The organism is Streptomyces sp. CA-251387 (genome assembly GCF_050936625.1).
Lineage (GTDB): Bacteria > Actinomycetota > Actinomycetes > Streptomycetales > Streptomycetaceae > Streptomyces.
Genome location: NZ_JBNJMJ010000001.1, coordinates 5,293,616 through 5,318,338, shown reverse-complemented (window position 1 = coordinate 5,318,338; position 24,723 = coordinate 5,293,616). Strand labels below are relative to the sequence as shown.

Annotated in this window: 27 protein-coding genes; 12 read left to right on the top strand and 15 right to left on the bottom strand. The window is 70.8% G+C overall.

Annotation, left to right across the window (positions count from 1 at the left end; translation table 11 throughout):
- Positions 1-116 precede the first annotated feature (116 nt).
- Positions 117-1,748 carry a threonine/serine ThrE exporter family protein gene (locus ACQEV2_RS23795; protein ID WP_433044989.1) on the top strand — a complete coding sequence of 544 codons (1,632 nt, stop codon included), beginning with the start codon at positions 117-119 and terminating at the stop codon, positions 1,746-1,748.
- Positions 1,749-1,842: 94 nt separating this feature from the next.
- On the opposite strand, the gene ACQEV2_RS23790 is transcribed toward ACQEV2_RS23795, so the two are convergent.
- On the bottom strand, positions 1,843-2,760 hold the full coding sequence (locus tag ACQEV2_RS23790; RefSeq protein WP_433044986.1) for a DedA family protein: 918 nt from the start codon (positions 2,758-2,760) through the stop codon (positions 1,843-1,845).
- A 138-nt stretch (positions 2,761-2,898) separates the two neighbouring features.
- On the opposite strand from ACQEV2_RS23790, the gene ACQEV2_RS23785 reads away from it, so the two are divergent.
- Positions 2,899-3,264 carry a YbjQ family protein gene (locus tag ACQEV2_RS23785; RefSeq protein ID WP_433044983.1) on the top strand — a complete coding sequence of 122 codons (366 nt, stop codon included), beginning with the start codon at positions 2,899-2,901 and terminating at the stop codon, positions 3,262-3,264.
- A gap of 25 nt (positions 3,265-3,289) precedes the next feature.
- Here the strand turns inward: ACQEV2_RS23785 and ACQEV2_RS23780 are convergent, their stop codons facing one another.
- Positions 3,290-4,051, bottom strand: a complete 762-nt coding sequence (locus ACQEV2_RS23780) for a MerR family transcriptional regulator (protein ID WP_433044980.1) — start codon at positions 4,049-4,051, stop codon at positions 3,290-3,292.
- Between the two features lie 88 nt (positions 4,052-4,139).
- On the opposite strand from ACQEV2_RS23780, the gene ACQEV2_RS23775 reads away from it, so the two are divergent.
- A complete protein-coding gene (locus ACQEV2_RS23775) occupies positions 4,140-5,567 on the top strand; it encodes a glutamate decarboxylase (protein WP_433044977.1) in 1,428 nt (475 codons plus the stop codon).
- Positions 5,568-5,586: 19 nt separating this feature from the next.
- On the opposite strand, the gene ACQEV2_RS23770 is transcribed toward ACQEV2_RS23775, so the two are convergent.
- From ACQEV2_RS23770 to ACQEV2_RS23750, 5 genes are all read right to left on the bottom strand, one after another.
- Positions 5,587-6,342, bottom strand: a complete 756-nt coding sequence (locus tag ACQEV2_RS23770) for an ABC transporter permease (RefSeq protein WP_433044974.1) — start codon at positions 6,340-6,342, stop codon at positions 5,587-5,589.
- Positions 6,339-7,325, bottom strand: a complete 987-nt coding sequence (locus ACQEV2_RS23765) for an ATP-binding cassette domain-containing protein (RefSeq protein WP_433044971.1) — start codon at positions 7,323-7,325, stop codon at positions 6,339-6,341. The genes ACQEV2_RS23770 and ACQEV2_RS23765 overlap by 4 nt, the downstream gene beginning before the upstream one ends.
- A 74-nt stretch (positions 7,326-7,399) precedes the next feature.
- On the bottom strand, positions 7,400-8,041 hold the full coding sequence (locus tag ACQEV2_RS23760; protein WP_433044968.1) for a PadR family transcriptional regulator: 642 nt from the start codon (positions 8,039-8,041) through the stop codon (positions 7,400-7,402).
- 10 nt (positions 8,042-8,051) lie between these two features.
- Positions 8,052-9,512 carry an aldehyde dehydrogenase family protein gene (locus tag ACQEV2_RS23755; protein ID WP_433054719.1) on the bottom strand — a complete coding sequence of 487 codons (1,461 nt, stop codon included), beginning with the start codon at positions 9,510-9,512 and terminating at the stop codon, positions 8,052-8,054.
- Between the two features lie 146 nt (positions 9,513-9,658).
- The gene (locus ACQEV2_RS23750; RefSeq protein ID WP_433054716.1) at positions 9,659-10,483 is read right to left on the bottom strand and encodes a helix-turn-helix domain-containing protein; all 825 of its coding nucleotides are present in this window, start codon (positions 10,481-10,483) and stop codon (positions 9,659-9,661) included.
- Positions 10,484-10,826: 343 nt separating this feature from the next.
- Between ACQEV2_RS23750 and ACQEV2_RS23745 the strand changes: the two genes are divergently transcribed.
- Positions 10,827-11,402: an ATP-binding protein gene (locus ACQEV2_RS23745; RefSeq protein WP_433044965.1), complete on the top strand. Its 576-nt coding sequence runs from the start codon at positions 10,827-10,829 to the stop codon at positions 11,400-11,402.
- 95 nt (positions 11,403-11,497) lie between these two features.
- Here the strand turns inward: ACQEV2_RS23745 and ACQEV2_RS23740 are convergent, their stop codons facing one another.
- The 5 genes from ACQEV2_RS23740 to rpmG all read right to left on the bottom strand — a co-directional run bounded on the left by ACQEV2_RS23740 (position 11,498) and on the right by rpmG (position 14,445).
- Positions 11,498-11,716 carry a DUF397 domain-containing protein gene (locus ACQEV2_RS23740; RefSeq protein ID WP_051827660.1) on the bottom strand — a complete coding sequence of 73 codons (219 nt, stop codon included), beginning with the start codon at positions 11,714-11,716 and terminating at the stop codon, positions 11,498-11,500.
- 846 nt (positions 11,717-12,562) lie between these two features.
- A complete protein-coding gene (rpsR, locus tag ACQEV2_RS23735) occupies positions 12,563-12,796 on the bottom strand; it encodes a 30S ribosomal protein S18 (RefSeq protein WP_433044962.1) in 234 nt (77 codons plus the stop codon).
- A 5-nt stretch (positions 12,797-12,801) separates the two neighbouring features.
- Positions 12,802-14,010, bottom strand: a complete 1,209-nt coding sequence (locus tag ACQEV2_RS23730; RefSeq protein WP_433044959.1) for a GTP-binding protein — start codon at positions 14,008-14,010, stop codon at positions 12,802-12,804.
- Positions 14,011-14,014: 4 nt separating this feature from the next.
- Positions 14,015-14,272 carry a type B 50S ribosomal protein L31 gene (locus ACQEV2_RS23725; protein WP_433044956.1) on the bottom strand — a complete coding sequence of 86 codons (258 nt, stop codon included), beginning with the start codon at positions 14,270-14,272 and terminating at the stop codon, positions 14,015-14,017.
- An 8-nt stretch (positions 14,273-14,280) separates the two neighbouring features.
- On the bottom strand, positions 14,281-14,445 hold the full coding sequence (rpmG, locus tag ACQEV2_RS23720; RefSeq protein WP_030573688.1) for a 50S ribosomal protein L33: 165 nt from the start codon (positions 14,443-14,445) through the stop codon (positions 14,281-14,283).
- 62 nt (positions 14,446-14,507) lie between these two features.
- On the opposite strand from rpmG, the gene rpmB reads away from it, so the two are divergent.
- The 4 genes from rpmB to ACQEV2_RS23700 all read left to right on the top strand — a co-directional run bounded on the left by rpmB (position 14,508) and on the right by ACQEV2_RS23700 (position 16,295).
- A complete protein-coding gene (rpmB, locus tag ACQEV2_RS23715) occupies positions 14,508-14,744 on the top strand; it encodes a 50S ribosomal protein L28 (protein WP_433044952.1) in 237 nt (78 codons plus the stop codon).
- Positions 14,744-15,049 (top strand): 30S ribosomal protein S14, encoded by a 306-nt coding sequence (gene rpsN / locus ACQEV2_RS23710; protein ID WP_433044949.1) that lies wholly within the window; start codon positions 14,744-14,746, stop codon positions 15,047-15,049. Before rpmB ends, rpsN begins: the two co-directional genes overlap by 1 nt.
- A 159-nt stretch (positions 15,050-15,208) precedes the next feature.
- Positions 15,209-15,691 (top strand): hypothetical protein, encoded by a 483-nt coding sequence (locus ACQEV2_RS23705; RefSeq protein WP_433054713.1) that lies wholly within the window; start codon positions 15,209-15,211, stop codon positions 15,689-15,691.
- A 70-nt stretch (positions 15,692-15,761) separates the two neighbouring features.
- Positions 15,762-16,295, top strand: a complete 534-nt coding sequence (locus ACQEV2_RS23700; RefSeq protein WP_433044946.1) for a DUF4232 domain-containing protein — start codon at positions 15,762-15,764, stop codon at positions 16,293-16,295.
- Here the strand turns inward: ACQEV2_RS23700 and ACQEV2_RS23695 are convergent.
- A complete protein-coding gene (locus ACQEV2_RS23695) occupies positions 16,267-17,403 on the bottom strand; it encodes a DUF2786 domain-containing protein (RefSeq protein WP_433044943.1) in 1,137 nt (378 codons plus the stop codon). The two genes, ACQEV2_RS23700 and ACQEV2_RS23695, sit on opposite strands and share 29 nt — an antisense overlap.
- Before the next feature lie 56 nt (positions 17,404-17,459).
- On the opposite strand from ACQEV2_RS23695, the gene ACQEV2_RS23690 reads away from it, so the two are divergent.
- The 3 genes from ACQEV2_RS23690 to ACQEV2_RS23680 are packed head-to-tail and all read left to right on the top strand — an operon-like array spanning position 17,460 to position 20,503.
- Positions 17,460-17,942 carry a GNAT family N-acetyltransferase gene (locus ACQEV2_RS23690; RefSeq protein WP_433044940.1) on the top strand — a complete coding sequence of 161 codons (483 nt, stop codon included), beginning with the start codon at positions 17,460-17,462 and terminating at the stop codon, positions 17,940-17,942.
- 55 nt (positions 17,943-17,997) lie between these two features.
- The gene (locus ACQEV2_RS23685; RefSeq protein ID WP_433044937.1) at positions 17,998-18,765 is read left to right on the top strand and encodes a Clp protease N-terminal domain-containing protein; all 768 of its coding nucleotides are present in this window, start codon (positions 17,998-18,000) and stop codon (positions 18,763-18,765) included.
- Positions 18,766-18,799: 34 nt separating this feature from the next.
- Positions 18,800-20,503, top strand: coding sequence for a bifunctional 3'-5' exonuclease/DNA polymerase (locus tag ACQEV2_RS23680; RefSeq protein WP_433044934.1), 1,704 nt, complete (start codon positions 18,800-18,802; stop codon positions 20,501-20,503).
- A gap of 288 nt (positions 20,504-20,791) precedes the next feature.
- On the opposite strand, the gene ACQEV2_RS23675 is transcribed toward ACQEV2_RS23680, so the two are convergent.
- A complete protein-coding gene (locus ACQEV2_RS23675) occupies positions 20,792-21,685 on the bottom strand; it encodes a glycosyltransferase family 2 protein (protein ID WP_433044931.1) in 894 nt (297 codons plus the stop codon).
- Positions 21,686-21,806: 121 nt separating this feature from the next.
- The gene (locus ACQEV2_RS23670; RefSeq protein ID WP_433044928.1) at positions 21,807-22,208 is read right to left on the bottom strand and encodes a DUF3052 domain-containing protein; all 402 of its coding nucleotides are present in this window, start codon (positions 22,206-22,208) and stop codon (positions 21,807-21,809) included.
- 132 nt (positions 22,209-22,340) lie between these two features.
- Between ACQEV2_RS23670 and ACQEV2_RS23665 the strand changes: the two genes are divergently transcribed.
- Positions 22,341-24,716 carry a SpoIIE family protein phosphatase gene (locus ACQEV2_RS23665; protein ID WP_433044925.1) on the top strand — a complete coding sequence of 792 codons (2,376 nt, stop codon included), beginning with the start codon at positions 22,341-22,343 and terminating at the stop codon, positions 24,714-24,716.
- The last annotated feature ends 7 nt before the right edge of the window (positions 24,717-24,723 follow it).

The following is a 24,723-nucleotide window of genomic DNA, read 5'->3' as shown; positions in this document are numbered from 1 at the left end:
CACCGGTAGCCTCCTAAGCCGTGTGAACGGGCTGTACGCGTGCGCGTGCAGCCCGTTCGTGTGTCTGTGCGCATACTGAGTGCGGCAGGAGGTGTCGTACAGGGAGCGCTACAGACGTGACGGACGCGGAGGACCGCAAGCCGCAGTCGGACGAGGCGAGGATGGCCTTCACGCCGCCCGCCGGGGTCGAGGTGGGGGACAGCGAGTCGGAGACCACGTCCGAGTTCGCCCTCCCCAAGGGGCTGGACGTACCGCAGCCGCCATCGCCGGAGCCCGAAGGATCGGCGTTCAGCGCGCCCCGCGGCTACAGCCTTGAGGACGCCCTGCCCGCGTTCACTCCGCCGAACGGCATCCCGATGGTCAGCCTGACCAAGGACCTGCCCTGGCAGGACCGAATGCGGACGATGCTGCGCATGCCGGTGGCCGAGCGGCCCGCGCCGGAGCGGATGCCGAAGGCGGAGGACGAGGGTCCGGCCGTCCCGCGCGTGCTCGACCTGACCCTGCGTATCGGCGAACTGCTGCTGGCGGGCGGTGAGGGCGCGGAGGACGTCGAGGCGGCGATGTTCGCGGTCTGCCGGTCCTACGGCCTGGACCGCTGTGAGCCGAACGTCACCTTCACCCTGCTGTCGGTCACGTACCAGCCGTCGCTGGTGGACGACCCCGTATCGGCGTCGCGTACGGTGCGGCGGCGCGGCACCGACTACACGCGCCTGGCCGCCGTCTACCAGCTCGTCGACGACCTCAGTGACCCGGAGAGCCACATCTCCCTGGAGGAGGCCTACGGGCGGCTCGCGGAGATCCGCCGCAACCGGCACCCGTACCCGACCTGGGTGCTGACCGGAGCGAGCGGGCTGCTCGCGGGGGCGGCGTCCGTACTGGTCGGTGGTGACGTGATCGTCTTCATCGCGGCCATGCTGGGCGCGATGCTCGGCGACCGGCTGGCGTGGCTGTGCGCGGGGCGCGGGCTGCCGGAGTTCTACCAATTCACGGTGGCCGCGATGCCGCCGGCCGCGATCGGGGTCGCGTTGACGCTGGCGCACGTCGATGTAAAGGCGTCCGCGGTGATCACCGGTGGGCTGTTCGCGCTGCTGCCCGGGCGGGCGCTGGTGGCGGGGGTGCAGGACGGGCTGACCGGGTTCTACATCACCGCGTCCGCGCGGCTGCTGGAGGTCATGTACTTCTTCGTCGGCATCGTCGTCGGGGTGCTGGTGATCCTGTACTTCGGCGTGAACCTGGGCGCGAAGCTCGATCCCGACGCGGCGCTGAACATCTCGGAGCGGCCGTACTGGCAGATCGGCGCGTCGATGCTGCTGTCGCTGACCTTCGCGGTGCTGCTCCAGCAGGAACGGTCCACCGTGGTCGCCGTGACCCTCAACGGGGGTGTCGCCTGGGTCGTGTACGGCGCGCTGCATTACGCCGGTGAGCTGTCGCCGGTCGCCTCCACGGCTGTCGCGGCGGGGTTGGTGGGGTTGTTCGGGCAGCTGATGGCTCGGTATCGGTTCGCTTCGGCGCTGCCGTACACGACCGCCGCGATCGGGCCCCTGTTGCCAGGGTCGTCCACCTATTTCGGGCTGCTGTCGATCGCGCAGAACAAGGTGGATTCGGGGCTTGTTTCGCTGGCCACGGCGGCTTCTTTGGCCATGGCCATTGCTATCGGGGTCAACCTCGGGTCGGAGATCTCTCGGTTGTTCCTGAGGATCGGATCTCCCGAGAAGCGGCGCGCCGCCAAGCGGACGCGGGGATTCTGATGCCGGGTGCCTACGAGCTCGGTCCTGCTGGAGGTGGGCGGCTGCAGGTGGTTCGTGGCTTGTCGCGCAGTTCCCCGCGCCCCTTCGGGGCGTTTCAGTAACCCTGGTTGGGCGGGTACTGCCGGCCTTGCTGAGTGCCGTAAGGCTGCTGCTGGCCGTAGCCCTGGGGATACTGCTGGGCGTACGGCTGCTGCTGTTGCTGCTGGCCGCCGTAGTACTGCTGGTCGTAGCCGTACTGCTGCCGGCCGCCCTGCTCGTTGCCGTACTGCTCGTTGCCGTACTGCTGCTGGGGCTGCGGCTGGTCGTCGGACGGGATGCGGCGGAGCTGGGTCGTCGCGTCGTCCATCATCATGTGCTGCTGCTGGACGGGGGCGGGGGTCTCGGCCGCCGCGCGCTTCTTCTTGGCGCGCTCTCGCAGGAACTCGATGATGATCGGGACCACGGAGACGAAGACGATCAGGACGAGGATCGCCTCGACGTTCGTCTTGATGAACTCGATCTGGCCGAGCCAGTAGCCCGCGAGGGTGACGCCGGTGCCCCAGGCGATGCCGCCGATGACGTTGTACGTGAAGAACGTGCGGTACTTCATGCGGCCCGCGCCCGCCACGATGGGGGCGAAAGTGCGCACGATCGGGACGAAGCGGGCGAGGACGATCGCCTTGGGGCCGTACCTCTCCATGAACTCGTGGGCCTTGTCCAGGTTCTCCTGCTTGAAGAGCTTGGAGTTGGGCCGGTTGAAGAGCTTCGGTCCGAGGAACTTGCCGATCATGTAGCCGACCTGGTCGCCGATGACGGCGGCCAGGACGATGAGGGTGCAGACCAGCCAGAGGGGCTGGCTGATGTACTGGCCCTGGGCCACGAAGAGGCCCGCCGTGAAGAGCAGGGAGTCGCCGGGCAGGAAGGCGAAGAGGCCGGACTCGGCGAAGACGATCAGCAGGATGCCGGGGAGGCTGAAGGTCTCGATCAGATAGTTCGGGTCGAGCCACTCGGGGCCGAGCGCGAGCGTGGTCACGGGATTGTGGCTCCTGCTGGGAGGGGGCGGGCGGGGCGCAGCTGGCTGCTCAAGAATTATCAACGTTGCACTGGCCGCCCAGGTTCCATGGACCCCCTCAGGATGCACTGTGCCCCTGCTGGGACAAAGCTGTGTGTCATGGGCATTGATGAGTACGGCGGTGGGCAGGGGCCCCGGCCCGACGTTCTGGTCGTGACCACGAACGACATTCCCGGCCACCGCGTCACAGAGGTTCTCGGCGAGGTCTTCGGGCTGACCGTGCGCTCGCGGCATCTCGGCAGTCAGATCGGCGCCGGGCTGAAGTCGCTGGTCGGCGGTGAGCTCCGGGGTCTCACCAAGACGCTGGTGGAGACCCGCAACCAGGCCATGGAGCGGCTCGTCGAGCAGGCACGCGCGCGTGGCGCGAATGCGGTGCTGATGTTCCGGTTCGACGTGACCGAGGCGGCCGACATGGGCACCGAGGTGTGTGCCTACGGGACAGCGGTGGTCCTGGCCCGGGAGTGACCCGTACGGGGTCCCGGGCCAGGGGTCACGCGGTGTGGCGGGCGGCGTTGGCGAGGATCGCGTCCTTCATGTAGGCCGCGAGTCCGGGCTTGGCCTTGTCGATGTTGCGCGTGAACCGCTCGTCGGCGACGTACATCTCCCCGAGGCAGGTGTGCATCTCGTACCCGCAGTCGTAGTGGTTGCGGGAGATCCCCTGGCGGTGCTCCTCGGCGGCGTCCATGGCCGCCTCGGAGTCCGCCGGTTCACCGGCCTCCATCAGCGCGACGAAGCGCCGGCCGATCTCCTCGGCCTCGCGCTGGATCCGCAGCCAGTCCTCCTTGGTGTAGGAGGCTGCCCGCTGCTGCGACTGCCGGTAGGCGTCGGTGTCGCCCCAGCGCTCCTGCACCTCGTCCTCGTACTGGTCCGGGTCGAAGTCCCCGAACACCTCGAACTTCTCCTCCGGCGTCAGATTGATCCCCATCTTGCGTGCCTCCATGGCGTGCTCCACGGCCGCCGCCATCTTCTGCAGCTTCTCGATCCGGGCGGTCAGCAGCTCGTGCTGCCGGCGCAGGTGTGCGCGCGGGTCCACGTCCGGGTCGTCGAGCAGGGCGGCGATCTCCTCGAGCGGGAAGCCGAGCTCGCGGTAGAACAGGATCTGCTGCAGCCGGTCGAGGTCGGCGTCGCTGTAACGCCGGTGGCCCGCGTGGCTGCGCTCGCTGGGCACGAGCAGGCCGATGTCGTCGTAGTGGTGCAGCGTGCGCACCGTCACTCCGGCGAAGCCTGCGACCTGTCCCACGGAGTAGCCCACTTCCGCTCCCTTCCTCTTACGCACTCCACGGTGAGTCCTCACGCGACGTGAGGTGCAAGCCCGGGAGCCCGGACCTACCGTCGTAGGCATGCCCCTGCATCGTGGGAACAGCGAAGCACCGCACGACGACGGCCGCGGGCGCAGGCTCGCCGTCAATCCCTTCTACGGCGAGGCGAACCCGGTCGGCGGGATGACCGAGGCCCCGCCCAGGCACCGGCTGCCCGACGCTCCCCTGCCGCCGTCGACGGCGTACCAGCTGGTCCATGACGAGCTGATGCTGGACGGCAACTCCCGGCTCAACCTGGCCACCTTCGTCACCACCTGGATGGAACCGCAGGCCGGGGTGCTGATGGCGGAGTGCCGGGACAAGAACATGATCGACAAGGACGAGTATCCGCGCACCGCCGAGCTGGAGAAGCGGTGTGTGGCGATGCTCGCCGATCTGTGGCACGCCCCGGACCCGGCGGCGGCCGTGGGCTGTTCGACGACCGGGTCGAGCGAGGCGTGCATGCTCGCCGGGATGGCGCTGAAGCGGCGCTGGGCGCGGCGCAACGCCGACCGGTATCCGTCGCGGGACGCCCGCCCGAATCTGGTCATGGGCGTCAACGTCCAGGTCTGCTGGGAGAAGTTCTGCACCTTCTGGGAGGTGGAGGCCCGGCTGGTCCCGATGGAGGGCGAGCGGTTCCATCTCGATCCGCAGGCGGCGGCCGGCTTGTGCGACGAGAACACCATCGGGGTCGTCGGGATCCTCGGCTCCACCTTCGACGGGTCGTACGAGCCGATCGAGGAGCTGTGCGCGGCCCTGGACGGTCTGCGGGAGCGGACCGGCCTCGACATCCCCGTCCACGTCGACGGGGCGTCCGGCGCGATGGTGGCGCCCTTCCTCGACGAGGACCTGGTCTGGGACTTCCGGCTGCCGAGGGTCGCCTCGATCAACACCTCGGGGCACAAGTACGGGCTGGTCTACCCGGGCGCCGGCTGGGCGCTGTGGCGGGACAAGGAGGCGCTGCCCGAGGAGCTCGTGTTCCGCGTCAACTACCTGGGCGGCGACATGCCGACCTTCGCGCTGAACTTCTCGCGGCCGGGCGCCCAGGTCGTCGCCCAGTACTACTCGTTCCTGCGGCTGGGGCGGGAGGGTTACCGGGCCGTGCAGCAGGCCTCGCGGGACGTGGCCGGGAAGGTCGCCGACGCCGTGGAGAAGCTCGGTGACTTCCGGTTGCTGACCCGGGGCGACCAGCTGCCCGTCTTCGCGTTCACGACGGCCCCGGACGTGCGGGCGTACGACGTCTTCGACGTCTCCCGGCGGCTGCGCGAGATGGGCTGGCTGGTCCCGGCGTACACCTTCCCGCCGAACCGCGAGGACCTGTCCGTCCTGAGGGTCGTCTGCCGCAACGGCTTCTCCGCCGACCTCGCCGAGCTGTTCGTGGAGGACCTGGGCCGGCTGCTGCCCGAGCTGCGCCGGCAGCCGCACCCCCTGACGCGGGACAAGGGGGCGGCCACCGGCTTCCACCACTAGAGGGCTACTAGGACGGCCGTCAGCGGCTCAGGCGCGCGAACCGGCGTACGGCGAGCGGGAAGAACACCGCCAGGAGCACCAACGGCCATACGATCGCCGCCCCGAGGCTCTCGGTGCCCGTGCCGCCGAACAGGTCCCGCACGGCCGTCGCCGTATGGGACATCGGGTTCCACTCGACGACCGTGCCCAGCCAGTCGGGCATGGACCCGGGGAGGGCGAGGGCGTTGGACAGGAAACCGATCGGCCAGACCAGGATCTGCACCGCCTGCACCATCTCCGGCCTTCCGGCCACCAGCGCCAGGTGGATGCCGATCCACAGCATGGCGAAGCGGAAGAGCAGGAGGAGTGCCACGGCGCCGAGGAAGGCCCCGGGGCCGCCGTCCGCGCGCCAGCCGAGCGCGTACCCGACGCCCATGAGGACGAGCAGCGCCAGCGCCGACTGGAGCATGTCGGCCGCCGAACGGCCCACCAGCACCGCCCCGTTGGCCATCGGCATCGACCGGAAGCGGTCGATCACGCCCCTGTTGAGGTCCTGGGTGACCGCGATCATCGTGCCCTCGAGGCCGAAGGCCATGGTGAGCGCGAGCATCCCGGGGACGAGGTAGTCGATGTACGAGCCCGCCACGCCCCGGCCGCCGCCGATGAGGTAGCCGAACATCAGCAGCAGCATCACGGGGAAGACCAGGTTGACCACGACCTGCACGGGTTGCCGCGCCCAGTGGGCGAGTTCGCGGCGGGTCATGGTCCAGGAGTCGGTGAGTGCGTAGGTGGTCATGCGGCCTCCTTCACGCGCGCGTGCGCCTCGTCTCCGGTGAGGTGCAGGAACACCTCGTCCAGCGTCGGGCGGCGCAGGACGACGTCCTCCGCCTCGATTCCGGCCTCCTCCAGGGCGCGTACGACGCCGGAGAGCGCCGCCATCCGGTCGGTGACCGGGGCGCTGAGCAGGCGGCGGTCGGGGTCGACGCTCACGCCGTCAGTCGGTACGGGCAGCAGGGCGACCGCCGCGCCCAGGTGGCCCGCGTCGCGCAGGACGATGTCGATGCGGTCGCCGCCGGTGAGCGCCTTCAGTTCGTCCGCCGTGCCGTCGGCGATGACGCGGCCGGCGTCGACGACCGAGATGCGGTCCGCGAGCTGGTCGGCCTCCTCCAGGTACTGGGTGGTGAGCAGGACCGTCGTGCCGCCGCCGACCAGGGAACGGACCGCGGACCAGACCTCGGCGCGGCCGCGCGGGTCGAGACCGGTGGTGGGCTCGTCCAGGAAGAGCACGTGCGGGTCGGTGCCGTGCTTGTTGCCGATGAGCGAGACGGCCAGGTCCAGTCGGCGCCGCATGCCGCCGCTGTACTGCTTGACCGGCTTGCGGCCGGTGTCGGCGAGGCCGAAGCGCTCCAGGAGCTCGTCGGCGCGCACGCGCGCGTGGCGGGCGCCCAAGTGGTGCAGGCGGCCGAACATCTCCAGGTTCTGGTGGCCGCCCAGTTCCTCGTCCAGGGCCGCGTGCTGGCCGAGGAGGCCGATGCGCAGGCGCACCTCGTACGCCTGCCGCACCACGTCGTGCCCGGCCACCTCGACGCGGCCGCTGTCCGGCCGCAGGAGGGTGGACAGGATCCGGACCAGGGTCGTCTTGCCCGCGCCGTTCGGCCCGAGCACTGCGTGCACGGTGCCGCGCGCGACGCTGAGGTCGAGCCCGTCCAGTGCGTTCTTGCCGGCTTTGCCGCCGTACTTCTTGCGTGCCCCTTCGACGGTGATCGCCGCGTCGGCCACTGAGACTCCCTCGCTAGTCAAACTTGACTACCCGATCGAAGCTAACGCCGGGGGCATGGGTTAGTCAAACTTGATTAGCGGGCGTCCTCCGGATGCCGCTCCCCCGTCGCGTACGGGTTCTCCTCGCCTTCGGCGAGAATCCCCACGAAGGGCTCGCCCTCCCCCGCGAACGTGTACGCCCCGCCCTCGATCCGCCCGATGAGCCCCCGGGTCCACTCGGCCTCGGCGTCGGCCGTGTGGATCCACAGGTTCATGATCTCGCCGATGTGGCCCAGCTGTTCGGGGCCGTCCTCGGGGACGTAGTGCTCGGTGACGGCCCCGCGCCACTCCTCAATCCGCCGGATCCGCTCCTTGAGCAGCGCCATCACCTCGGCGCGCGGCAGGTCGACCATGAAGCCGATGGCCGCCGACTTGACGTCCATCTTCTGGTCGTAGGCCGTGAGGTACTGGCGCACCAGACCGAGGTATTCCTCGGTGCCCCGCTCGGTGATCTCGTACTCCGTGCGCGGCGGCCCGCCGGCCGTGGACGGCGCGATCTCGTGGGCGTGCAGCAGCCCCTGCTTCGCCATCTGCTTCAGGGCGTGGTAGATCGAGCCGGGCTTGGCGTTGGACCACTCGTGCGCGCCCCAGTACTCCAGGTCGTTGCGCACCTGGTAGCCGTGGGCCCGCCCGTGCTGACGGACCGCGCCGAGCACGAGGAGACGGATCGCTGACATGCGGTCCAGGTTAGAACGGGAAGCCGCTGCGCCCGTGCTGCACCGAGATCCACTTGATCGTCGTGAACGCGTCCAGCATCGTCTCGCCGTTCAGGCGGCCGAGGCCGGAGTGCTTCTCGCCACCGAAGGGGACGATCGGCTCGTCGTGGACCGTGCCGTCGTTCACGTGGAACATGCCGGTGTCGATCTGCTTGGCGAAGTTCACGCCCCGCTCGATGTTGCCGGTGTGGACGGCGCCGCTCAGGCCGTACGGGGTGTCGTTGACCAGGCGTACGGCCTCCTCCTCGCCGTCGAAGGGGATGAGGAAGGCGACCGGGCCGAAGACCTCCTGCTTCAGGAGGGCCGAGTCGGCCGGGAGGCCGGTCAGGACCGACGGCTCGACCAGATTGTCCGTGGTCGTGCCGTGCACCAGGGCCGTCGCGCCCTCGGCGATCGCCTGCGCGACGGCGCCGGAAATCGCCTCCGCCTGGGAGGAGTTGATCACCGGGCCGATGACCGTCTCCGGGTCGCGCGGGTCGCCGGTCTTCAGCGACTTCACCTTGGCGACGAACTTCTCGGTGAACTCGTCCGCGATCGAGCGGTCCACGAGGACCCGGTTCGCCGCCATGCAGACCTGGCCCTGGTGGACGTACCGGCTGAAGACCGCCGCGTCGACCGCGTAGTCGATGTCGGCGTCGTCGAGGACCACCAGCGCGCTGTTGCCGCCGAGTTCGAGGACCGAGCGCTTGAAGTGGGAGGCGCAGACGGTGGCGACGTGGCGGCCGACCTTGTCGGAGCCGGTGAAGGAGATGACCTTCGGGATCGGGTGCTCGAGGAAGGCGTCGCCGATCTCCGCGATGTCGGTGATGACGACGTTCAGCAGGCCGGCCGGCAGGCCCGCGTCCTCGAAGATCTTCGCGACCAGGGAGCCGCCGCAGATCGGGGTGTTCTGGTGGGGCTTGAGGACCACGGCGTTGCCGAGGGCGAGGGCCGGGGCGACCGACTTGATCGACAGGAGGAACGGGAAGTTGAAGGGGCTGATCACGCCCACGACGCCGACCGGCACGCGGTAGACGCGGTTCTCCTTGCCGTCCGTCGGCGACGGGATGATCTTGCCCTCGGGGCGCAGGGCCAGGTGGATCGCCTCACGCAGGAACTCCTTGGCGAGGTGGAGTTCGAAGGCCGCCTTCAGCCGGGTGCCGCCGAGCTCGGCGATGATCACCTCGGCGATCTCCTGCTCGCGGTCCTCGATCAGACGCAGCGCCTTCTCGAAGACGGCGCGGCGGGCGTACGGATTGGTCGCCGACCACTGCTTCTGGGCGCGGGCGGCCCCCTGGTAGGCCTGATCCACCTCGTCGACCGTGGCTATGGTGATCGATGCCAGCTTCTCGCCGTCGTACGGGTTGAAGTCGATGATGTCCCAGGAACCGGTGCCCGGGCGCCACTCACCGTCGATGTACTGCTGAGCCAGGTCGGTGAAGTACGACGACATGTGATCCCTCATCCCTAGCGACACCCTGATCAGCTGATCGACCTGACCAACCGATCGAACTTGATCAACTTCACGGTCTGATCACACGTCATCGTACTTGCGTTTCAAGTGAGTTGGGTGGCTCCGCCGGTGATCGAGGGGAATCCCTAGGAGAGCTGGAGGAGGCCCCGCAGCACGTCCCGGCTCTCGTCCGGGCCGGGGCTGTCCTGCTGCAGTTCCTTGAGCGCCTTCTCGTACTGGGTGACGTCCTCGTGCTTGTCGAGGTAGAGCGCGCTGGTGAGCTGTTCCAGGTAGACGACGTCCGAGAGGTCCGACTCCGGGAAGCTGAGGATGGTGAAGGCGCCGGACTCACCGGAGTGGCCGCCGAAGCTGAACGGCATGACCTGCAGCCGTACGTTCGGCCGCTCGGAGACCTCGATCAGGTGCTGGAGCTGGCCGCGCATGACCTCGCGGTCGCCGTAGGGGCGGCGCAGGGCGGCCTCGTCCAGGACGATGTGGAACTCGGGAGCGTTCTCGGAGACGAGGTACTTCTGCCGCTCCAGGCGCAGCGCCACGCGCCGCTCGACGTCCGCCTCGCTCGCGCCCTTCATGCCGCGCCGTACGACCGCGCGGGCGTATTCCTCGGTCTGCAGCAGGCCGTGCACGAACTGCACTTCGTACGCGCGGATGACGCTGGCGGCGCCCTCAAGTCCGACGTAGGTGGGGAACCAGCTGGGCAGGACGTCCGAGTAACTGTGCCACCAGCCCGCGACGTTGGCCTCGCGGGCGAGGGAGAGGAGCGAGTTGCGCTCCTGCTCGTCCGTGATGCCGTACAGCGTCAGCAGGTCTTCGACGTCCCGCGTCTTGAAGCTCACCCGGCCCAACTCCATCCGGCTGATCTTCGACTCGGAGGCGCGGATCGAGTAACCCGCCGCCTCGCGCGTGATCCCGCGTGCTTCCCGCAGTCGCCTCAGTTGCGAGCCGAGCAGCATGCGCCGCACCACCGATCCGGGCTCTCCCGCGCTCACGTTCGCCAGCCTCCCCAACCGTCTTCAGGGCCCGCAGTCTGCCACTAAATCACTTCGAGCAGTACTCGTCCGATTACAGAGATGGAAAGAAGACAAGGATTCCTGTCAGGGAGGGGTGACGGAGGGTGCACGGAAGACAAGGAGAGAGATTGAAGTTGGCGGAAAAAATGGCCAAGAAGCGGTACGGGAACGTCCAATTCGGTCACGTGCACGTGCATCTGCCCTTGCATCTGCTCTGCGCATCCGAAACCATGGTCCCGCGCAACCGCTGCATCGCAACGACCGCGAATTCCCGGGAGTGCCTCGCATGGGGACGAATGGATCGACCATGCTCGAGCCGTTACGGCAGGGCCTTCCGCCGCTGGATCCCGCAGCCGTGTCCAACGCCGCCTCCTGCGCTCTGCCGGCCCGCTACGAAGCGGTGCGTGAGGCTCGGAAGTTCACCCGGCGCACTCTTGACCAGTGGGAATTGGGGCATCGCTTCGACGATGTCTGCCTTGTGGTCTCGGAGTTGGTGACCAATGCGCTACGGCATGCACTGCCGGCGGGTGCGCAGCGAATACCCGAGCAGACGCCGCCTGTGCGGTTGCATCTGATGCGGTGGACCGAGCGGCTGGTGTGCGCGGTGCGCGATCCCAGTCACGAGAGTCCGGTTGCGCGTGACTCCGACGACTTTTCGGCGGAGTCCGGTCGGGGGTTGTTTCTTGTCGACTCCTTCAGTGACGGGTGGGGGTGGCATCCGTTGGCGGGGGCGCTCAGCGGGAAGGTCGTTTGGGCGCTGTTCCGGGTGCAGGGGCAGGGGTCGTCGGAGGGTGGGGCGGCTTCGGGCTCCGCGTCGGGCTCCGCTTCGGGGACGGCTCCGGGCTCGGCCTCGGCGGAATGATGGTGCGCGGCGTTTGCTGATGTCGCGGTTCTACGCGCGTTGCCCGGGGGCGGGGCGGTTACTGCGGCGCTGAAGGCGTCGATTGCCCTGGTGTGTCAGCCTGCGATCAGGTGGTCGAACTCGCCGTCCTTGATGCCCAGGAGCATCGCCTCGATCTCGGCGCGGGTGTAGACGAGGGCGGGGCCGTCCGGGAAGCGCGAGTTGCGTACGGCCACGTCGCCGCCGGGGAGTCGGGCGAACTCTACGCAGGAGCCCTGCGAGTTGCTGTGCCTGCTCTTCTGCCAGGCCACCCCGGTCAGAGCCGTGGCTGCCATGCCGTTGTACACGTCGTGGTCCACAGGTCGCTCCCCGGTGGTGCGGTGGTTTTGAGGCCATTGATGCCAGAGCTGATGCAGCTGGTGGTGGCCGCTCGTGGTGCAGTGGTCAACTGCTCCCGGATCATAGCTCTGTTCACGTGCAGCTGCATGAGCAGATGCACGTGCACGCGGGGTGTTGCTGCGGTTACTCCTGTGACGTACGCGGGCCCATTTGCGTTCCAGCGCGTGCCCCAGGCATCGCATCACATGCGTGCACTAGCAAGAGACGCGTTCTGGGGCTTTCTTGTTCCACGCCAAGTGACGGTGTGGGAGGCGGAGTTGGGTGCGGGCGGGTGGGGCGGGCTGGGGTGAGGTGCGCGTTGATGCGGGGGCCTCCGGCGGTTGGGCCGGGGGTGCGTGCGGGTGGTGGGGGTGCGCGTTGATGCCTGCGGCGCCTGTGCGGGTGGGGTGGGGGTGCGCGTAGCGCCTGCGGTCTCGTTGTGGGTCGGGGCCGTGCCGGGGGGTGTCCGTCCTCGGACCGGCGGCTGGACTTAGGCCAGGAGGCACTGCGTGTTGACGCCGGCCACTGCGGGCGGACACCCCCCGACACGTCCCCTTCCCGCCGTACGCGACCGCGGGCCCGCGGGGGTACGCGCCACCGCCTTACGGCCCGCAGCAGCCTGGGTAGCTGCTGGCCCCTCATGCCCACTTAGCTGCGGCAGTCGTGCCGCTGGGGCGGCACGGGTGGGCGCAGCGGCACCCCGTCAGCGCCGGGCCGCGCGACCCACCCCAGCCCAGCCCCCACGCCGGGCAAGCCGCGAGCGGGCAGGGCCGTCCGGCGTTTGAGGAGTGGGGGCCGGGCGCTCAGCGGGCGGTGTACGGGAGTAGGGCCATCTCGCGGGCGTTCTTGATGGCCTTGGCCAGTTGGCGTTGTTGTTGGGCCGTTACTCGGGTGACTCGGCGGCTGCGGATCTTGCCGCGGTCGGAGATGAACTTTCGGAGGAGGTCGGTGTCCTTGTAGTCGATGTAGGTGATGCCGGCCTGGTCCAGGGGGTTGGGGCGGGGTTTCGCGGGCTTGCGGGCGGGGGTGCGGGGCATGGGTGTCAGACCTCCAGGAGGGTGTCGAAGGCGGGCGGGAGTTGTTTCCAGGCGTCGCGGCCGGCGGCGTACTCGGCGTCCGTGAGGAGGCAGGACTCGAGGAGCTCGGACAGGCCGTCGCGGTCCAGGCCCGGGGACGTGAAGACCAGGTGCTGGCAGCAGTCGCCGTGCTCGGGGTGCCAGTCCAGCGCGGCGGCGGCCCGGCGGACCGGCGGGACCATGTCCCAGGCCGCGTCGGGGAGCGAGGCCAGCCAGGGGCCCGCGCTCTCCACGCACAGGGCACCGCCCGCCGCGTCCCAGTGGAGGAGGACGTCGGGTTTGTCGGCGAGCCAGAAACGGCCCCGGCTGCGGGCCGCCGCGCAGGTCAGGTCCTCCAGGGCCGCGTACAGCCGCTCGGGGTGGAAGGGGCGGCGGCGGTGCCAGACGAGGGTGGAGACGCCGTGCGCGTCCGCCTCGGCGGGGAGCAGGGCGCACGCCGGATGCTGGGCCGCCGCGGCCGATTCGACGTCGAAGCCGGCCAACGCCGCCTGGGCGAGGGAGGAGAGGGGGCGGCGGCGTGGGGGCGGAACCATCAGGTCGTCGGCTGCAGCGACGGGGGCCGACGCCGCCGCCGGGCCGCCTTCGGTGATCGGGACCTGGCGGGCCGTCGGGTGGAGCTGGGCGAGCAGTTCGCGGTCCTCGTCGTCGGCCTCCGGGGAGTCGGCGACGGCGAGGACCGGGGCGTACTCCAGCTGGCGCGCGAAGGTGTCGGCGACCGTACGCTGGTCGGTCGCCGCGGCCGCCAGGCCGCCCTCGGCCAGGTCGTCGCCGTTGCCCAGGTACGGCAGGACCAGCGCCGGGTCGACCGCGGTGATCACGCCGGTGACCGTCAGGCCGCCGGCCGTGACCACCTCGGCCATCGCCTTCGGCTCCACCGAGTCCCACAGTTCGACGACCGCCATGCGGGTGCCGCCCGCGTCCCGGATGCGCAGCAGCTCCGGCACCAGGTCCTCGCGCAGGGCGCAGCAGGCGCAGTCGTTCACGAGGGGCGCCTCGCCGGCGGTGACGATGCCGGTGGCGTCGCGGATCGTACGGACGACCGTGCCGGCCGCGGCCGTCGCCAGGTCGTGGTGGAGTACGACGCTGTCGGGGACGTCGGCGAGCAGCTGGTCCACGGTCGCCTTGCGGGCGTCGGCGTGCAGTCCGCCGACGACCACGACGGAGAGATCGGGCACCGTGCTAACCCTGCTTTCCGTAGCGGCGCTCGAAGCGCTCCACTCGGCCCGCCGTGTCCAGGACGCGGGCCGTGCCCGTGTAGAAGGGGTGGCTGACGTTCGAGATCTCGACGTCGACGACCGGGTAGGTGTTGCCGTCCTCCCACTCGATCGTCTTGTCGGTCGGTACGCCGGCCAGGGTCGAGCGGGTCAGGAACGCGTGGTTCGCGGCTCGGTCGCGGAAGACGACCGGGCCGTAGGAGGGGTGGATTCCCTTGCGCATGGCGGTCCTCAGCGCTCCTCTCGGAAGTCGACGTGGCGGCCGGCGACCGGGTCGTACTTGCGCAGGGTCATGCGGTCCGGGTCGTTGCGGCGGTTCTTGCGGGTCACGTAGGTGTAGCCGGTGCCGGCGGTGGACCGGAGCTTGATGACCGGGCGGAGTTCGTTGCGTGCCATGCTGCTATCTTACTGAAAATGAATTCCATTACGAGCGACGAGCGAGGAGAGGTTGGTCACCCGTGTCCGCCCACTGCATGCTGACCGGCGCCCAGCCCGGCTTCGGCAACACGATTTCCCACTCCCACCGGCGGACCTCCCGCCGCTTCGACCCCAACATCCAGACCAAGCGCTACTGGCTGCCGAGCGAGGGCCGGTATGTGCGGCTGCGGCTGAGCGCCAAGGGGATCAAGACCGTTGACGTCATCGGGATCGAGGCGGCCGTCGCCCGTATCCGCGCGCGGGGAGTGAAGGTCTGATGGCCAAGAAGAGCAAGATCGCGAAGAACGAGAAGCGGCAGGAGATCGTCGCGCGGTACGCCGAGCGGCGGGCCGAGCTCAAGGAGATCATCCGCAGGCCGTCGTCCAGCGAGGCCGAACGGCTTGCCGCCCAGCGCGAGTTGCGCAGGCAGCCGCGGGACGCCAGCGCCACGCGGGTGCGGAACCGGGACCAGGTGGACGGGCGGCCGCGCGGGTACTTCCGTGCCTTCGGGCTGTCCCGGGTGTCGCTGCGGGGGCAGGCGCACGCCGGGTATCTGCCGGGGGTGCGCAAGGCTTCCTGGTAGGTCCGGCACGTTCCCACGCCGCGGAGGGAACTCCCTGGTAACTTGCTGCGGTCGTTTCGGTCAGGTGGCCGATTCGGCCGTATGCCGACCGCTACAGCTTGGGAGCTACCAGTGACCTCGGCGACTTTCTCGCGTACGCGCACGATTCCGGGCCGGCGGATGCGGGGCGCCGCCGTGGCCGCCTCGCTTGCGGGTGCGCTCGCCCTCACCGCGTGCAGCGGCGACGGCGGCTCCGATTCCGACTCCAACTCCAAGGACAACCCCAGTCCCTCCGCGACCACCAGTGCCGACACCGGCGGCGGGACCGGAGGGTCGGCCTCCGCGGCCGGCCCTCTGGAGGGCAGCTGGCTCGCCACGACCGACGGCAAGGCCGTGGTGCTCATGGTCAACGGCACGGAGGCCGGGCTCTTCGCGACCGGCGGCACCGTGTGCAGCGGGACCGCCGGCGAGCAGGACGGGACCCGGACGATCCGCCTGAAGTGCACCGACGGCAGCAAGGACCGGGCGTCCGGGACGGTCGACTCCGTCGGCAAGACGTCGCTGAAGGTGACGTGGGAGGGCGGCCTCGGTGCGGAGACGTACACCAAGGCGGAGGGCGGCAAGCTGCCGACGGGGCTGCCGACGGCGGTTCCGGGTTCGTGATGTTGGATGCGTTGACCGCCCGCGATCACCGACGTCATTCCCTTGCCGACGTCACTGCCTGAAGGACCCCATGCGCGCCACTTCCCTCACCGTCGCCGCCCTCGCCGCGGCCCTCCTCCTGACCGCCTGCGACGACGGCGGAAACGGCGGAGACACGGACGACAGCCAGGACCGCAAGGCCGGTTCCGCCTGCGGGCTCGACGAGATGGCCGTGCAGGTCGGGCCGGCCAACGCCGCCCCGGCCGCCGGGGACACCGGCAACGTGCCCGTCACCCTCACCAACAAGGGCTCCCGGTGCACGTTGAAGGGCTTCCCGGGTGTCGACCTGTACGGCTCCGGCATGTCGGCCGGCCTCCCGGCGCAGGAGGGCGCCAAGGCCGTGAAGCTGACGCTGGACGAGGGCGCCGCGGCCACGTTCACCATCACCTACGAGCGCGGCGAGGCCGGCGCCGAGGACACCCTGGACGCGAAGACGCTGAAGATCAGCCTGCCGGGGGCGACGGCCCAGCAGAGCTACAAGTGGTCGTACGGACCGGTCCGGGGCGAGGACAACCCGGGCGTCCTGAAGGCCTCGGTCAGTCCTTTCGTGCAGGCCGGGGACTGAGCCGGGGGCGGCTTTCCACCTGCGCCCGGTCGGCCGCCTGCGCACCCTCCACCCAGCCCGCCTCGTCGCTGACGCCGCGCAGACGGGTCGTGGTCGTCTCCGGGAACATGCGGTCCAGGCGGTCGGTCACCGCGACCTCGCGGGAGGCGAGGACCGGCAGCAGGTCCTGAGTGACCTGGGTCTGCGCGGCCGCGGCCAGGTGGGTGCCTATGCGGTGGGCGTAGGCCGCCAGGAACGACTGGCGGAAGGTCTTGGTGCGCTTGCGGCCGCCCGCGCGCTGGGCCGCCTCCGCCTTCGTCATCGCGGTCTGGGCCTGCACGAGGAGCGAGGTGTAGAGGAGCTCGACCGCCTCCAGATCGGCCTCGAAGCCGACGACCGTGGAGAAGCCGAAGGGTTCGTTCCACACGGCACGGCAGTGGTTGGCGGTCGCCACCGCGTCCAGCAGGACGGCCTTCGCCTGCTCGTACGGCGGTTCCACACCGATCCGGCAGGCGCCCGGGGCGTCCTTCGCGGCGTGCTCGCGGGTTGAGAGCAGGGCCTCGTCGATGCTGTGCCGGGCCATCAGCTCCTGCGCCTTGGCGCTGAGCGCCTCCGCCTCCTCGGGGAAGCCGGTCGCCTCCGCCTTCGCCAGCAGCGCGCGGATGCGGGTGAGCATGCGGGACTCGGGCCTGGCGGCCTTGACGGCCGGCCCGGCCGCCTCCTCCAGGGGCTCCAGCGCGGGCAGGCGCAGCAGGAGGCGGTACAGCTCCAGGACGGCGGTCGCGTGCGAGAAGCGGTCGGGGCGGGGCGGGGCTTCGGTGGGCAGGTCGTCGAGCTGTGCGGTCCAGCGGGGGCCGCGGGGGCGGTCGTACGGCTGCTGCGCGCGGATCAGCGCCGAGAGCAGTCGTACGTGGACGTCGTCCAGGTCGCGCCGCACGAGCCGTACGACGTCGGCGGGCTGCCAGCCGCGGCGCCAGGCAGCCGCCACGAACTCCTGGCCGCGCCGGGCGAGTTCGGCGTCCGCGGCGGCGTCGGCGGCGAGGAGGGAGGCGCCGGTGTCGAGGGCGGTGTGGCCGGTGTCGTAGAGGGCGGCCTCGAAGGCACGGTCGACGGTGCTGGGCGTGCTCACCAAGGGATGGTAATTCCGTTGTGGGAGGCGCAGGACCGCGCCTACTTTCCGCCGTCATGGAGTTCCTGGAGGAGATCCGCCCCGTCCGCTTCGACCACTCCGACGCCGTGAAGCTCTCCGCCCTCGCGCAGGCCGAGTACATGCGGCGTTACGGCTACGACGACATGACCCCGCTGCATCCGGGCCACTTCGACCCGCCGCACGGCCTGTTCCTCCTCGCGTACCTCGGCGACAAGCCGGTGGCGTGCGGCGGCTGGCGTGCGCAGGAAGCGGACGAGGAGGGCTACGCGGACGGCGACGCCGAGGTCAAGCGCATGTACGTGGTGCCCGAGGCCAGAGGGCGGGGGCTCGCCCGTCGCATCCTGCGGGAGCTGGAGGACAGTGCACGGGCCGCCGGACGGATCCGCATGGTGCTGGAGACGGGCACGCCCCTGCCGGAGGCCATGGCGCTCTACGCCTCCAGCGGGTACGAGCCGACGGCCAACTTCGGCCCGTATCGCGGCTATTCCGACAGCCGCTGCTTCGCCAAGACGCTCTGACGCCCGATGTCAACCACGAGTTGACACCCCTGGGCTGTCAACCTACGGTTGACACATGTCGACGAACCCGAGCATCACGTCATCCGTACGTCTCGACGAACTCATCGCGGCCATCAAGAAGGCCCACCAGGAACCCCTCGACCAGCTCGAGGACGCGGTGATCGCCGCCGACCACCTCGGCGACGTGGCCGACCACCTGATCGGGCACTTCGTGGACCAGGCGCGTCGATCGGGGGCCTCCTGGACCGACATCGGCAAGAGCATGGGCGTCACCCGGCAGGCCGCGCAGAAGCGGTTCGTGCCGAAGGAGTCGTCCGACCTCGACCCCCAGCAGGGCTTCGGCCGCTACACGCCGCGTGCCCGCAACGCGGTGATGGCCGCCCACAACGAGGCCATCGCGGCCCGCAACCCCGAGGGCCGCCCCGAGCACCTCGTCCTCGGTCTGCTGGCCGACCCCGACGGCCTCGCCGCGAAGGCGATCACGGCCCAGGGCATCCTCCTGGACTCGGTGCGCCAGGCCGCAACCGCCGCACTGCCGCCCGCCGCCGACGAGGTCCCCGACCTCGTCCCCTACGGCTCCGACGCCAAGAAGGTCCTGGAGCTCACCTTCCGCGAGGCCCTGCGCCTCGGCCACAACTACATCGGCACCGAGCACATCCTGCTGGCCCTGCTGGAGTTCGAGAACGGCACGGGCGTCCTGTCCGGCCTCGGCCTCACCAAGCAGACGATCGAGGACTACGTCGTCGAGCTGCTCTCCCAGTTCCTGAAGAGCGGTGAGGAGACCGCCAAGAAGGCCGGCGAGCAGGGCGGAGCGAAGGACTGAGGCCGTTGTCAGACCCGGGTGCCACACTCGCAGCATGACCGACCGGTGGGCGCTCGCTCCGGCCGAGGACGGCGGCGTGGAGATCGCCCCCCTCGGTCCGGACGGGCTGCTCGCCGTGCCGGTGCGGTGGGAGGCGGACCTGGCCGAGGCCGTGCGGGGGCGGCCGGCGGTCACGCGGTGGGTGTGGCGGTCCACCGCCGAGGTCTATCCGCGGCTGCTCGCCACGGGGGTGCGAGTGGAGCGGTGCTACGACATCGAGGACGCCGAGACGCTCCTTCTCGGCCACGAGGGGCGGTACGGGGAGCCCAGGTCGGCCGCCGCGGCCCTGGCCCGGCTGCGCGGGCGCCCCGTACCGCCCGATCCGCCCCAGCGTGCCGCCGAACCCGGTTCGCAGTCCTCGCTCTTCGAGCCGCAGGCGGTCCATGTGCCGCTCGCCGACCTCGTCGAGGTGTACGCCGACCAGCAGCGCCGGCACGACGGGGCCGCGCACCCCGAGCGGATGCGGCTGCTGACGGCGGCCGAGTCGGCGGGCATGCTCGTGGCCGCCGAGATGAACCGGGCCGGGCTCCCGTGGAGCGCCGAGGTGCACCGCCGGGTGCTGCACGAACTGCTCGGCGAGCGGTATGCCGGGGGCGGGGAGCCGCGGCGGCTGGCCGAGCTGGCGGACGAGGTGTCGGCGGCGTTCGGGCGCCGGGTGCGGCCCGATCTGCCCGCCGATGTGATCAAGGCCTTCGCGCAGGCCGGGATCAGGATCAGATCGACCCGGCGCTGGGAGATCGAGTCGCTCGACCATCCGGCCGTGAAGCCCTTGGTCGAGTACAAGAAGCTGTACCGGATCTGGGTGGCCCACGGCTGGTCCTGGCTGCAGGACTGGGTGCGCGACGGGCGGTTCCGGCCGGAGTTCCTCGCGGGCGGCACGGTCACCGGGCGGTGGGTGACCAACGGCGGGGGCGCGCTGCAGATCCCCAAGGTCATCCGGCGTGCGGTCGTCGCCGACCCCGGCTGGCGGCTCGTCGTGGCCGACGCCGACCAGATGGAGCCGCGGGTGCTCGCCGCGATCTCCCGCGATCCCGGGCTGATGGAGGTGGCCGGGCGGGAGACCGACCTGTACCAGTCCGTCTCCGACCGGGCCTTCTCCGGCGACCGCACCCAGGCCAAGCTCGCCGTGCTGGGCGCCGTCTACGGGCAGACCTCCGGCGACGGGCTGAAGAACCTCGCCGCGCTCAGACGCCGGTTCCCCAAGGCGGTGGCCTACGTCGACGAAGCGGCGCGGGCCGGTGAGGAGGGGCGGCTCGTGCGGACGTGGCTGGGGCGGACCTGTCCGCCGGCGGCCGGAGCGACGGACGACGCGGCCGAGGAGGCGGGGATCCCGATCCCGGACGCCCAGGCCGATTCGGCCGACGGCTCCGGGCCGCAGGAGTGGGTGCCGGGCTACGCCTCCACCAACGCCCGCGCCCGGGGCCGCTTCGCCCGCAACTTCGTCGTCCAGGGCAGCGCGGCCGACTGGGCCCTGCTGATGCTCGCCGCGCTGCGGCAGGCCTGCGCGGGCATGGCGGCGGAGCTGGTCTTCTTCCAGCACGACGAGGTGATCGTGCACTGTCCCGAGGAGGAGGCCGAGGCCGTCGTGGTGGCGATCCGCGAGGCGGCGGACCTGGCCGGGCGGCTGACGTTCGGCCGGACGCCGGTGCGGTTTCCGTTCACCACGGCGGTGGTGGAGTGTTATGCCGATGCGAGGTGATCTGTGCAGGTCGGGAGGGAACGGTCGGCCGAACGACGCCGACCGCGAACAAGGTTGACCGGATGTCAGCCATCTCCCCGCATGGCTTAATCTGATCACTACATCGGATCCGGCCCGACGGTGCGCGCGTATGACGCGCAGCTCGGGGGAGTGCCGCCGCCGTGGCCGGATCCGGGGATACGGGTCCCGGTCGGCAGAGGTGAACGGCCGGGGCCCGCATCCCGCTCTCCGGGCCCGCTCAGACCCCTTTCCCCGGGCCCGCTCGGGCCTTTGCCGGTCCTCTGCCGGTCAGATGACCGGCGGCCGCCCCAGCCGGCACAGCCGCCACACCGTCCGCCACCGCATGGGCCGTCGCTCGCCCGCCGGTTCCCGTACGCCCTCCAGGAAGCCGCCGAACCAGGCGCGCAGCCCGCCGAGCGACCGGTTGCGGGCGAGGGTGAGCAGGACCCAGATGCCCAGGTGGACGGGGATGAGGGCGAGCGGCAGTCGGCGGCGGGTCAGCCAGACGCGGTTGCGGGCGTTCACCCGGTAGTAGATGGCGTGCCGGGCCGGCGAGGTCTTCGGGTGCTGGAGGAGGAGCTCGGGGGCGTACAGAATGCGCCAGCCCGCGTCGGCGGCCCGCCAGGCCAGGTCGGTCTCCTCATGGGCGAAGAAGAACTCGGCGGGCCAGTCCCCGGTCTCGGCCAGCATCGCCATGCTCAGCGCGTGTCCGCCGCCGAGGAAGCCGGTGACGTAGCCGCCCCGGAGCGGATCCGACTTGCCGATCCTGGGCACGTGCCGCTGCTGTGTCTCTCCGTGCTCGTCGGCGATGCGGAAGCCGACGATGCCGAGCCGGTCGTCGGCGGCGTACAGATCGCGTACCCGGCGCAGTACGTCGGCGTCGACGAGGAGCCCGTCGTCGTCCAGCTCGACCACGACGTCGACGTCCCCGAACTCGCGCAGGCGGGCGAGGGCCGCGTTCCGGCCACCGGGGCAGCCGAGGTTCTCGTCGAGCTCGATCGAGGTCACCTCGCCGGGCAGCGACAGCCGCTCGGCGAACTCGGGCAGCGGGCAGCCGTTGCCCACGACGACGATCCGGTCGGGGGCGAGGTCCTGTTTGGCCACGGATTCGACCAGTGCGTCGACCTCGGCGGGACGGTTGCCCATCGTCACCACGGCGACGGCGATCCTCGGTTCCGTCATGGCCTGCACCCACCTCGTCCCGGCTGCGATTACCGGCGCGATGCTAGTGGTTCACGGTAAAGACGTCTTCCGTTCGCCGATTTGCCGACCGACGGCCGGGCTACGGGCTGCGGCCTACGGGCTACGTACGGCGGTTCTCCCTGCGCCGTACGAACTTCAGGCCCGACCAGTCCTCCCCCAGCGCCGCGACCTTCACATCGACAACGCCCAGCGGGAGGAAGAGGTCCCGCAGCGCGTTCTCAGTGATGTCGCTGACATGGCCGGCCGCCCGCCGGGGCCAGGCGATCCACAGCATGGCGTCGTCGGCGAGGTCGCCGACCAGCGCGGGGCCTTCGGCGACGAGATCGCCGTACGACCGATAGAACGCGACGGCGACGTCCGCGCCGCGCGGGCTTCCCTCGGCCAGGTCGCAGCCCTCCGGCAGCCCGGGAATGTCCCAGCGGGCCGGCGCGTGACGGAGCCGGACCCGGTGGCCCGGCTTGATGCCGATCTTCCTGGCGAGCGGCGTACCGGAATAGCCCATGGCCCGACTCCTCCACCCGTATCCGTCCCGTATGCACCCGGAAATCCATGCACGGGAATCCGACTTGTCCGATTCTCGCGCGACGCGCACGCTGGAACTGTGAGTAACATCACCAGCGCGAATTGAGCAAGAATGACCACTTTTGATCACAACTTCGATCACAACGGGTGGTCACCAGATGCCGCGACAGCCACCATCAGCCTGGAGGGCATCGTCACGGGGTGGAGCGAGGGCGCCCGGCGGCTGCTGGGGTATCGCCCCGCCGAGGTGGTGGGACGGGCCGCGGCCGACCTCCTCGTGGACCGAGAGGCGACCGGCTTCTCCCCGGTCGGTTCCCCGGAGTGGAGCGGTACCGCGGCCCTCAGGCACCGCGACGGCCACCGCGTCGAACTGACCCTGCACGCCCATCCCCAGCTGGACGGCGCCAGTGCGACGCAGGCGTTCGTCATCACCGCCACCACGGGAACCCCCGCCTCGGAGCGCGACCGGCGGATGGTGGAGTGGGCCTTCGCCCAGTCCTCGATCGCCCTGTCGACCTACAGCGCAGCGTCGGGCTCGTGGCGGCTGAACAGAGGCGCGGAGACCGACCCGCTCGGCCAGGCCTGTTCCGACGAGGGGTTCCTCCGGTGCGTACGGCACGTCGCCGAGGAGGCCGTGCCGATGCGGTACGAGGGGTTCGCTCCGGCGCCGCACGCCGCCGCCCGGCAGCGCTCCTGGATCGTCGAGCTGTGGCCCGTGCGGGACCCGGGGACCGGCGAGGTGGCCGGCGTCGGCACCGCCGCCTTCGACAGCAGCGAGCAGCACGCCGCCCGGCAGCGGCTGGCCCTGCTGAACGAGGCGGGCACCCGCATCGGCACCACGCTGAACGTGAACCGCACCGCCCAGGAACTCGCCGATCTGGCCGTCCCGCGGCTCGCCGACTTCGCCAGCGTGGACCTGCTCGACTCGGTGATGCGCGGGGAGGAACCGGTGCCGGGGCCGGTCGACGCCGCCGTGGTGCTGCGCCGGGTCGCCCACCAGTCCTCCTCCGAGGGCGAGGGCGTGCCCGAGGCCGCCGTCGACCTCGGCGGGATCGACACCTATCCCCCGTTCTCGCCGCCCGCCCGCTCCCTGACCAGCGGCCGCCCGGTGCTCAGCGGCGCGGACGACCCCGACTTCGCCCGCTGGGTCGGCGAGCACGAGGCGCGGGCCGCGATCGTCCGTGAGCACGGCTTCCACTCGGTCGTGGCCGCCCCTTTGCGGGCCCGGGGCATCACCCTCGGGGTCGCGGTCTTCGTCCGCGGCAAGGGCTCGGCGCCCTTCCAGCACGACGACCTGATCCTCGCCGAGGAGCTCGCGGGCCGGGCCGCCGTCGGCGTGGACAACGCCCGCCGCTACACCCGCGAGCGCACCAACGCCCTCACCCTCCAGCGCAGCCTGCTCCCCCGCGACCTGCCGAAGCAGGCGGCCGTCGAGGTGGCGTACCGCTATCTGCCCGCCGGTACGGGTGCCGGCGTCGGCGGCGACTGGTTCGACGTCGTCCCGCTGTCGGGCACCCGCGTCGCCCTGGTCGTCGGCGACGTCGTCGGGCACGGAATCCACGCCTCCGCCACCATGGGACGGCTGCGCACCGCCGTACGCACCCTCGCCGACGTGGACCTGCCCCCGGACGAGCTGCTCACCCACCTCGACGACCTGGTCACCCACCTCACCTCGGACGACGACCACATCGTTCGGGACCTGCCGTACACCGGCGGGATCGGCGCGACCTGCCTGTACGCCGTCTACGACCCGGTCTCCCGGATCTGCACCCTGGCCAGCGCCGGCCACGTCCCGCCCGCGGTGCTGCTCCCCGACGGCTCGGTCAGCGTCGTCCACCTCACGCCCGGCCCGGTGCTCGGCGTGGGCGGGCTGCCCTTCGAGGCGACCGAGCTGGAGCTGCCGGAGGGCAGCCTGCTCGCCTTCTACACCGACGGCCTGATCGAGAACCGCGAGCACGACGTCGGCCTCGGCCTGGAACGGCTCTGCGCGGCCCTGGCCTCCCCGGTGCCGTCGCTGGAGGTCACCTGCGACGCCATCCTCAAGGACCTGCTCCCCGACAGCCCCGCCGACGACGTGGCCCTCCTCCTCGTACGCACCCGCGCCCTGCACGCCGACCAGGTCGCCGCCTGGGCCCTGCCGTCCGACCCGGCGATCGTCGCCGACGCCCGGGCGCAGGCCACCCGGCAGCTCGCGGCCTGGGGCCTGCAGGAGGCGGCGTTCGTCACCGAGCTGGTGGTGAGCGAGCTGGTCACCAACGCCATCCGCTACGGCGACGTACCGATCGGGCTGCGCCTGATCCGGGACCGCACCCTGATCTGCGAGGTGTCCGACGCCAGCAGCACGGCCCCGCATCTGCGCCGCGCCCGCACCTATGACGAGGGCGGCCGCGGCCTGCACATGGTCGCCCAGCTCACCCAGGGCTGGGGCACCCGCCAGACCCCCACCGGCAAGACGATCTGGGCCGAGCAGCCCCTCCCGGTCGGCTGAGCGTGGC

Coding starts and splice junctions, on each gene's coding strand:
- ACQEV2_RS23785 (WP_433044983.1), top strand. CDS start 2,899: ATGGGCATTGATGAGTACGGCGGTGGGCAGGGGCCCCGGCCCGACGTT.
- ACQEV2_RS23775 (WP_433044977.1), top strand. CDS start 4,140: ATGCCCCTGCATCGTGGGAACAGCGAAGCACCGCACGACGACGGCCGC.
- ACQEV2_RS23770 (WP_433044974.1), bottom strand. CDS start 6,342: ATGACCACCTACGCACTCACCGACTCCTGGACCATGACCCGCCGCGAA.
- ACQEV2_RS23760 (WP_433044968.1), bottom strand. CDS start 8,041: ATGTCAGCGATCCGTCTCCTCGTGCTCGGCGCGGTCCGTCAGCACGGG.
- ACQEV2_RS23755 (WP_433054719.1), bottom strand. CDS start 9,512: ATGTCGTCGTACTTCACCGACCTGGCTCAGCAGTACATCGACGGTGAG.
- ACQEV2_RS23750 (WP_433054716.1), bottom strand. CDS start 10,483: ATGCTGCTCGGCTCGCAACTGAGGCGACTGCGGGAAGCACGCGGGATC.
- ACQEV2_RS23745 (WP_433044965.1), top strand. CDS start 10,827: ATGGGGACGAATGGATCGACCATGCTCGAGCCGTTACGGCAGGGCCTT.
- ACQEV2_RS23740 (WP_051827660.1), bottom strand. CDS start 11,716: ATGGCAGCCACGGCTCTGACCGGGGTGGCCTGGCAGAAGAGCAGGCAC.
- rpsR (WP_433044962.1), bottom strand. CDS start 12,796: ATGCCCCGCACCCCCGCCCGCAAGCCCGCGAAACCCCGCCCCAACCCC.
- ACQEV2_RS23725 (WP_433044956.1), bottom strand. CDS start 14,272: ATGCGCAAGGGAATCCACCCCTCCTACGGCCCGGTCGTCTTCCGCGAC.
- rpmG (WP_030573688.1), bottom strand. CDS start 14,445: ATGGCACGCAACGAACTCCGCCCGGTCATCAAGCTCCGGTCCACCGCC.
- rpsN (WP_433044949.1), top strand. CDS start 14,744: ATGGCCAAGAAGAGCAAGATCGCGAAGAACGAGAAGCGGCAGGAGATC.
- ACQEV2_RS23705 (WP_433054713.1), top strand. CDS start 15,209: ATGCGGGGCGCCGCCGTGGCCGCCTCGCTTGCGGGTGCGCTCGCCCTC.
- ACQEV2_RS23700 (WP_433044946.1), top strand. CDS start 15,762: ATGCGCGCCACTTCCCTCACCGTCGCCGCCCTCGCCGCGGCCCTCCTC.
- ACQEV2_RS23690 (WP_433044940.1), top strand. CDS start 17,460: ATGGAGTTCCTGGAGGAGATCCGCCCCGTCCGCTTCGACCACTCCGAC.
- ACQEV2_RS23685 (WP_433044937.1), top strand. CDS start 17,998: ATGTCGACGAACCCGAGCATCACGTCATCCGTACGTCTCGACGAACTC.
- ACQEV2_RS23680 (WP_433044934.1), top strand. CDS start 18,800: ATGACCGACCGGTGGGCGCTCGCTCCGGCCGAGGACGGCGGCGTGGAG.
- ACQEV2_RS23675 (WP_433044931.1), bottom strand. CDS start 21,685: ATGACGGAACCGAGGATCGCCGTCGCCGTGGTGACGATGGGCAACCGT.
- ACQEV2_RS23670 (WP_433044928.1), bottom strand. CDS start 22,208: ATGGGCTATTCCGGTACGCCGCTCGCCAGGAAGATCGGCATCAAGCCG.
- ACQEV2_RS23665 (WP_433044925.1), top strand. CDS start 22,341: ATGACCACTTTTGATCACAACTTCGATCACAACGGGTGGTCACCAGAT.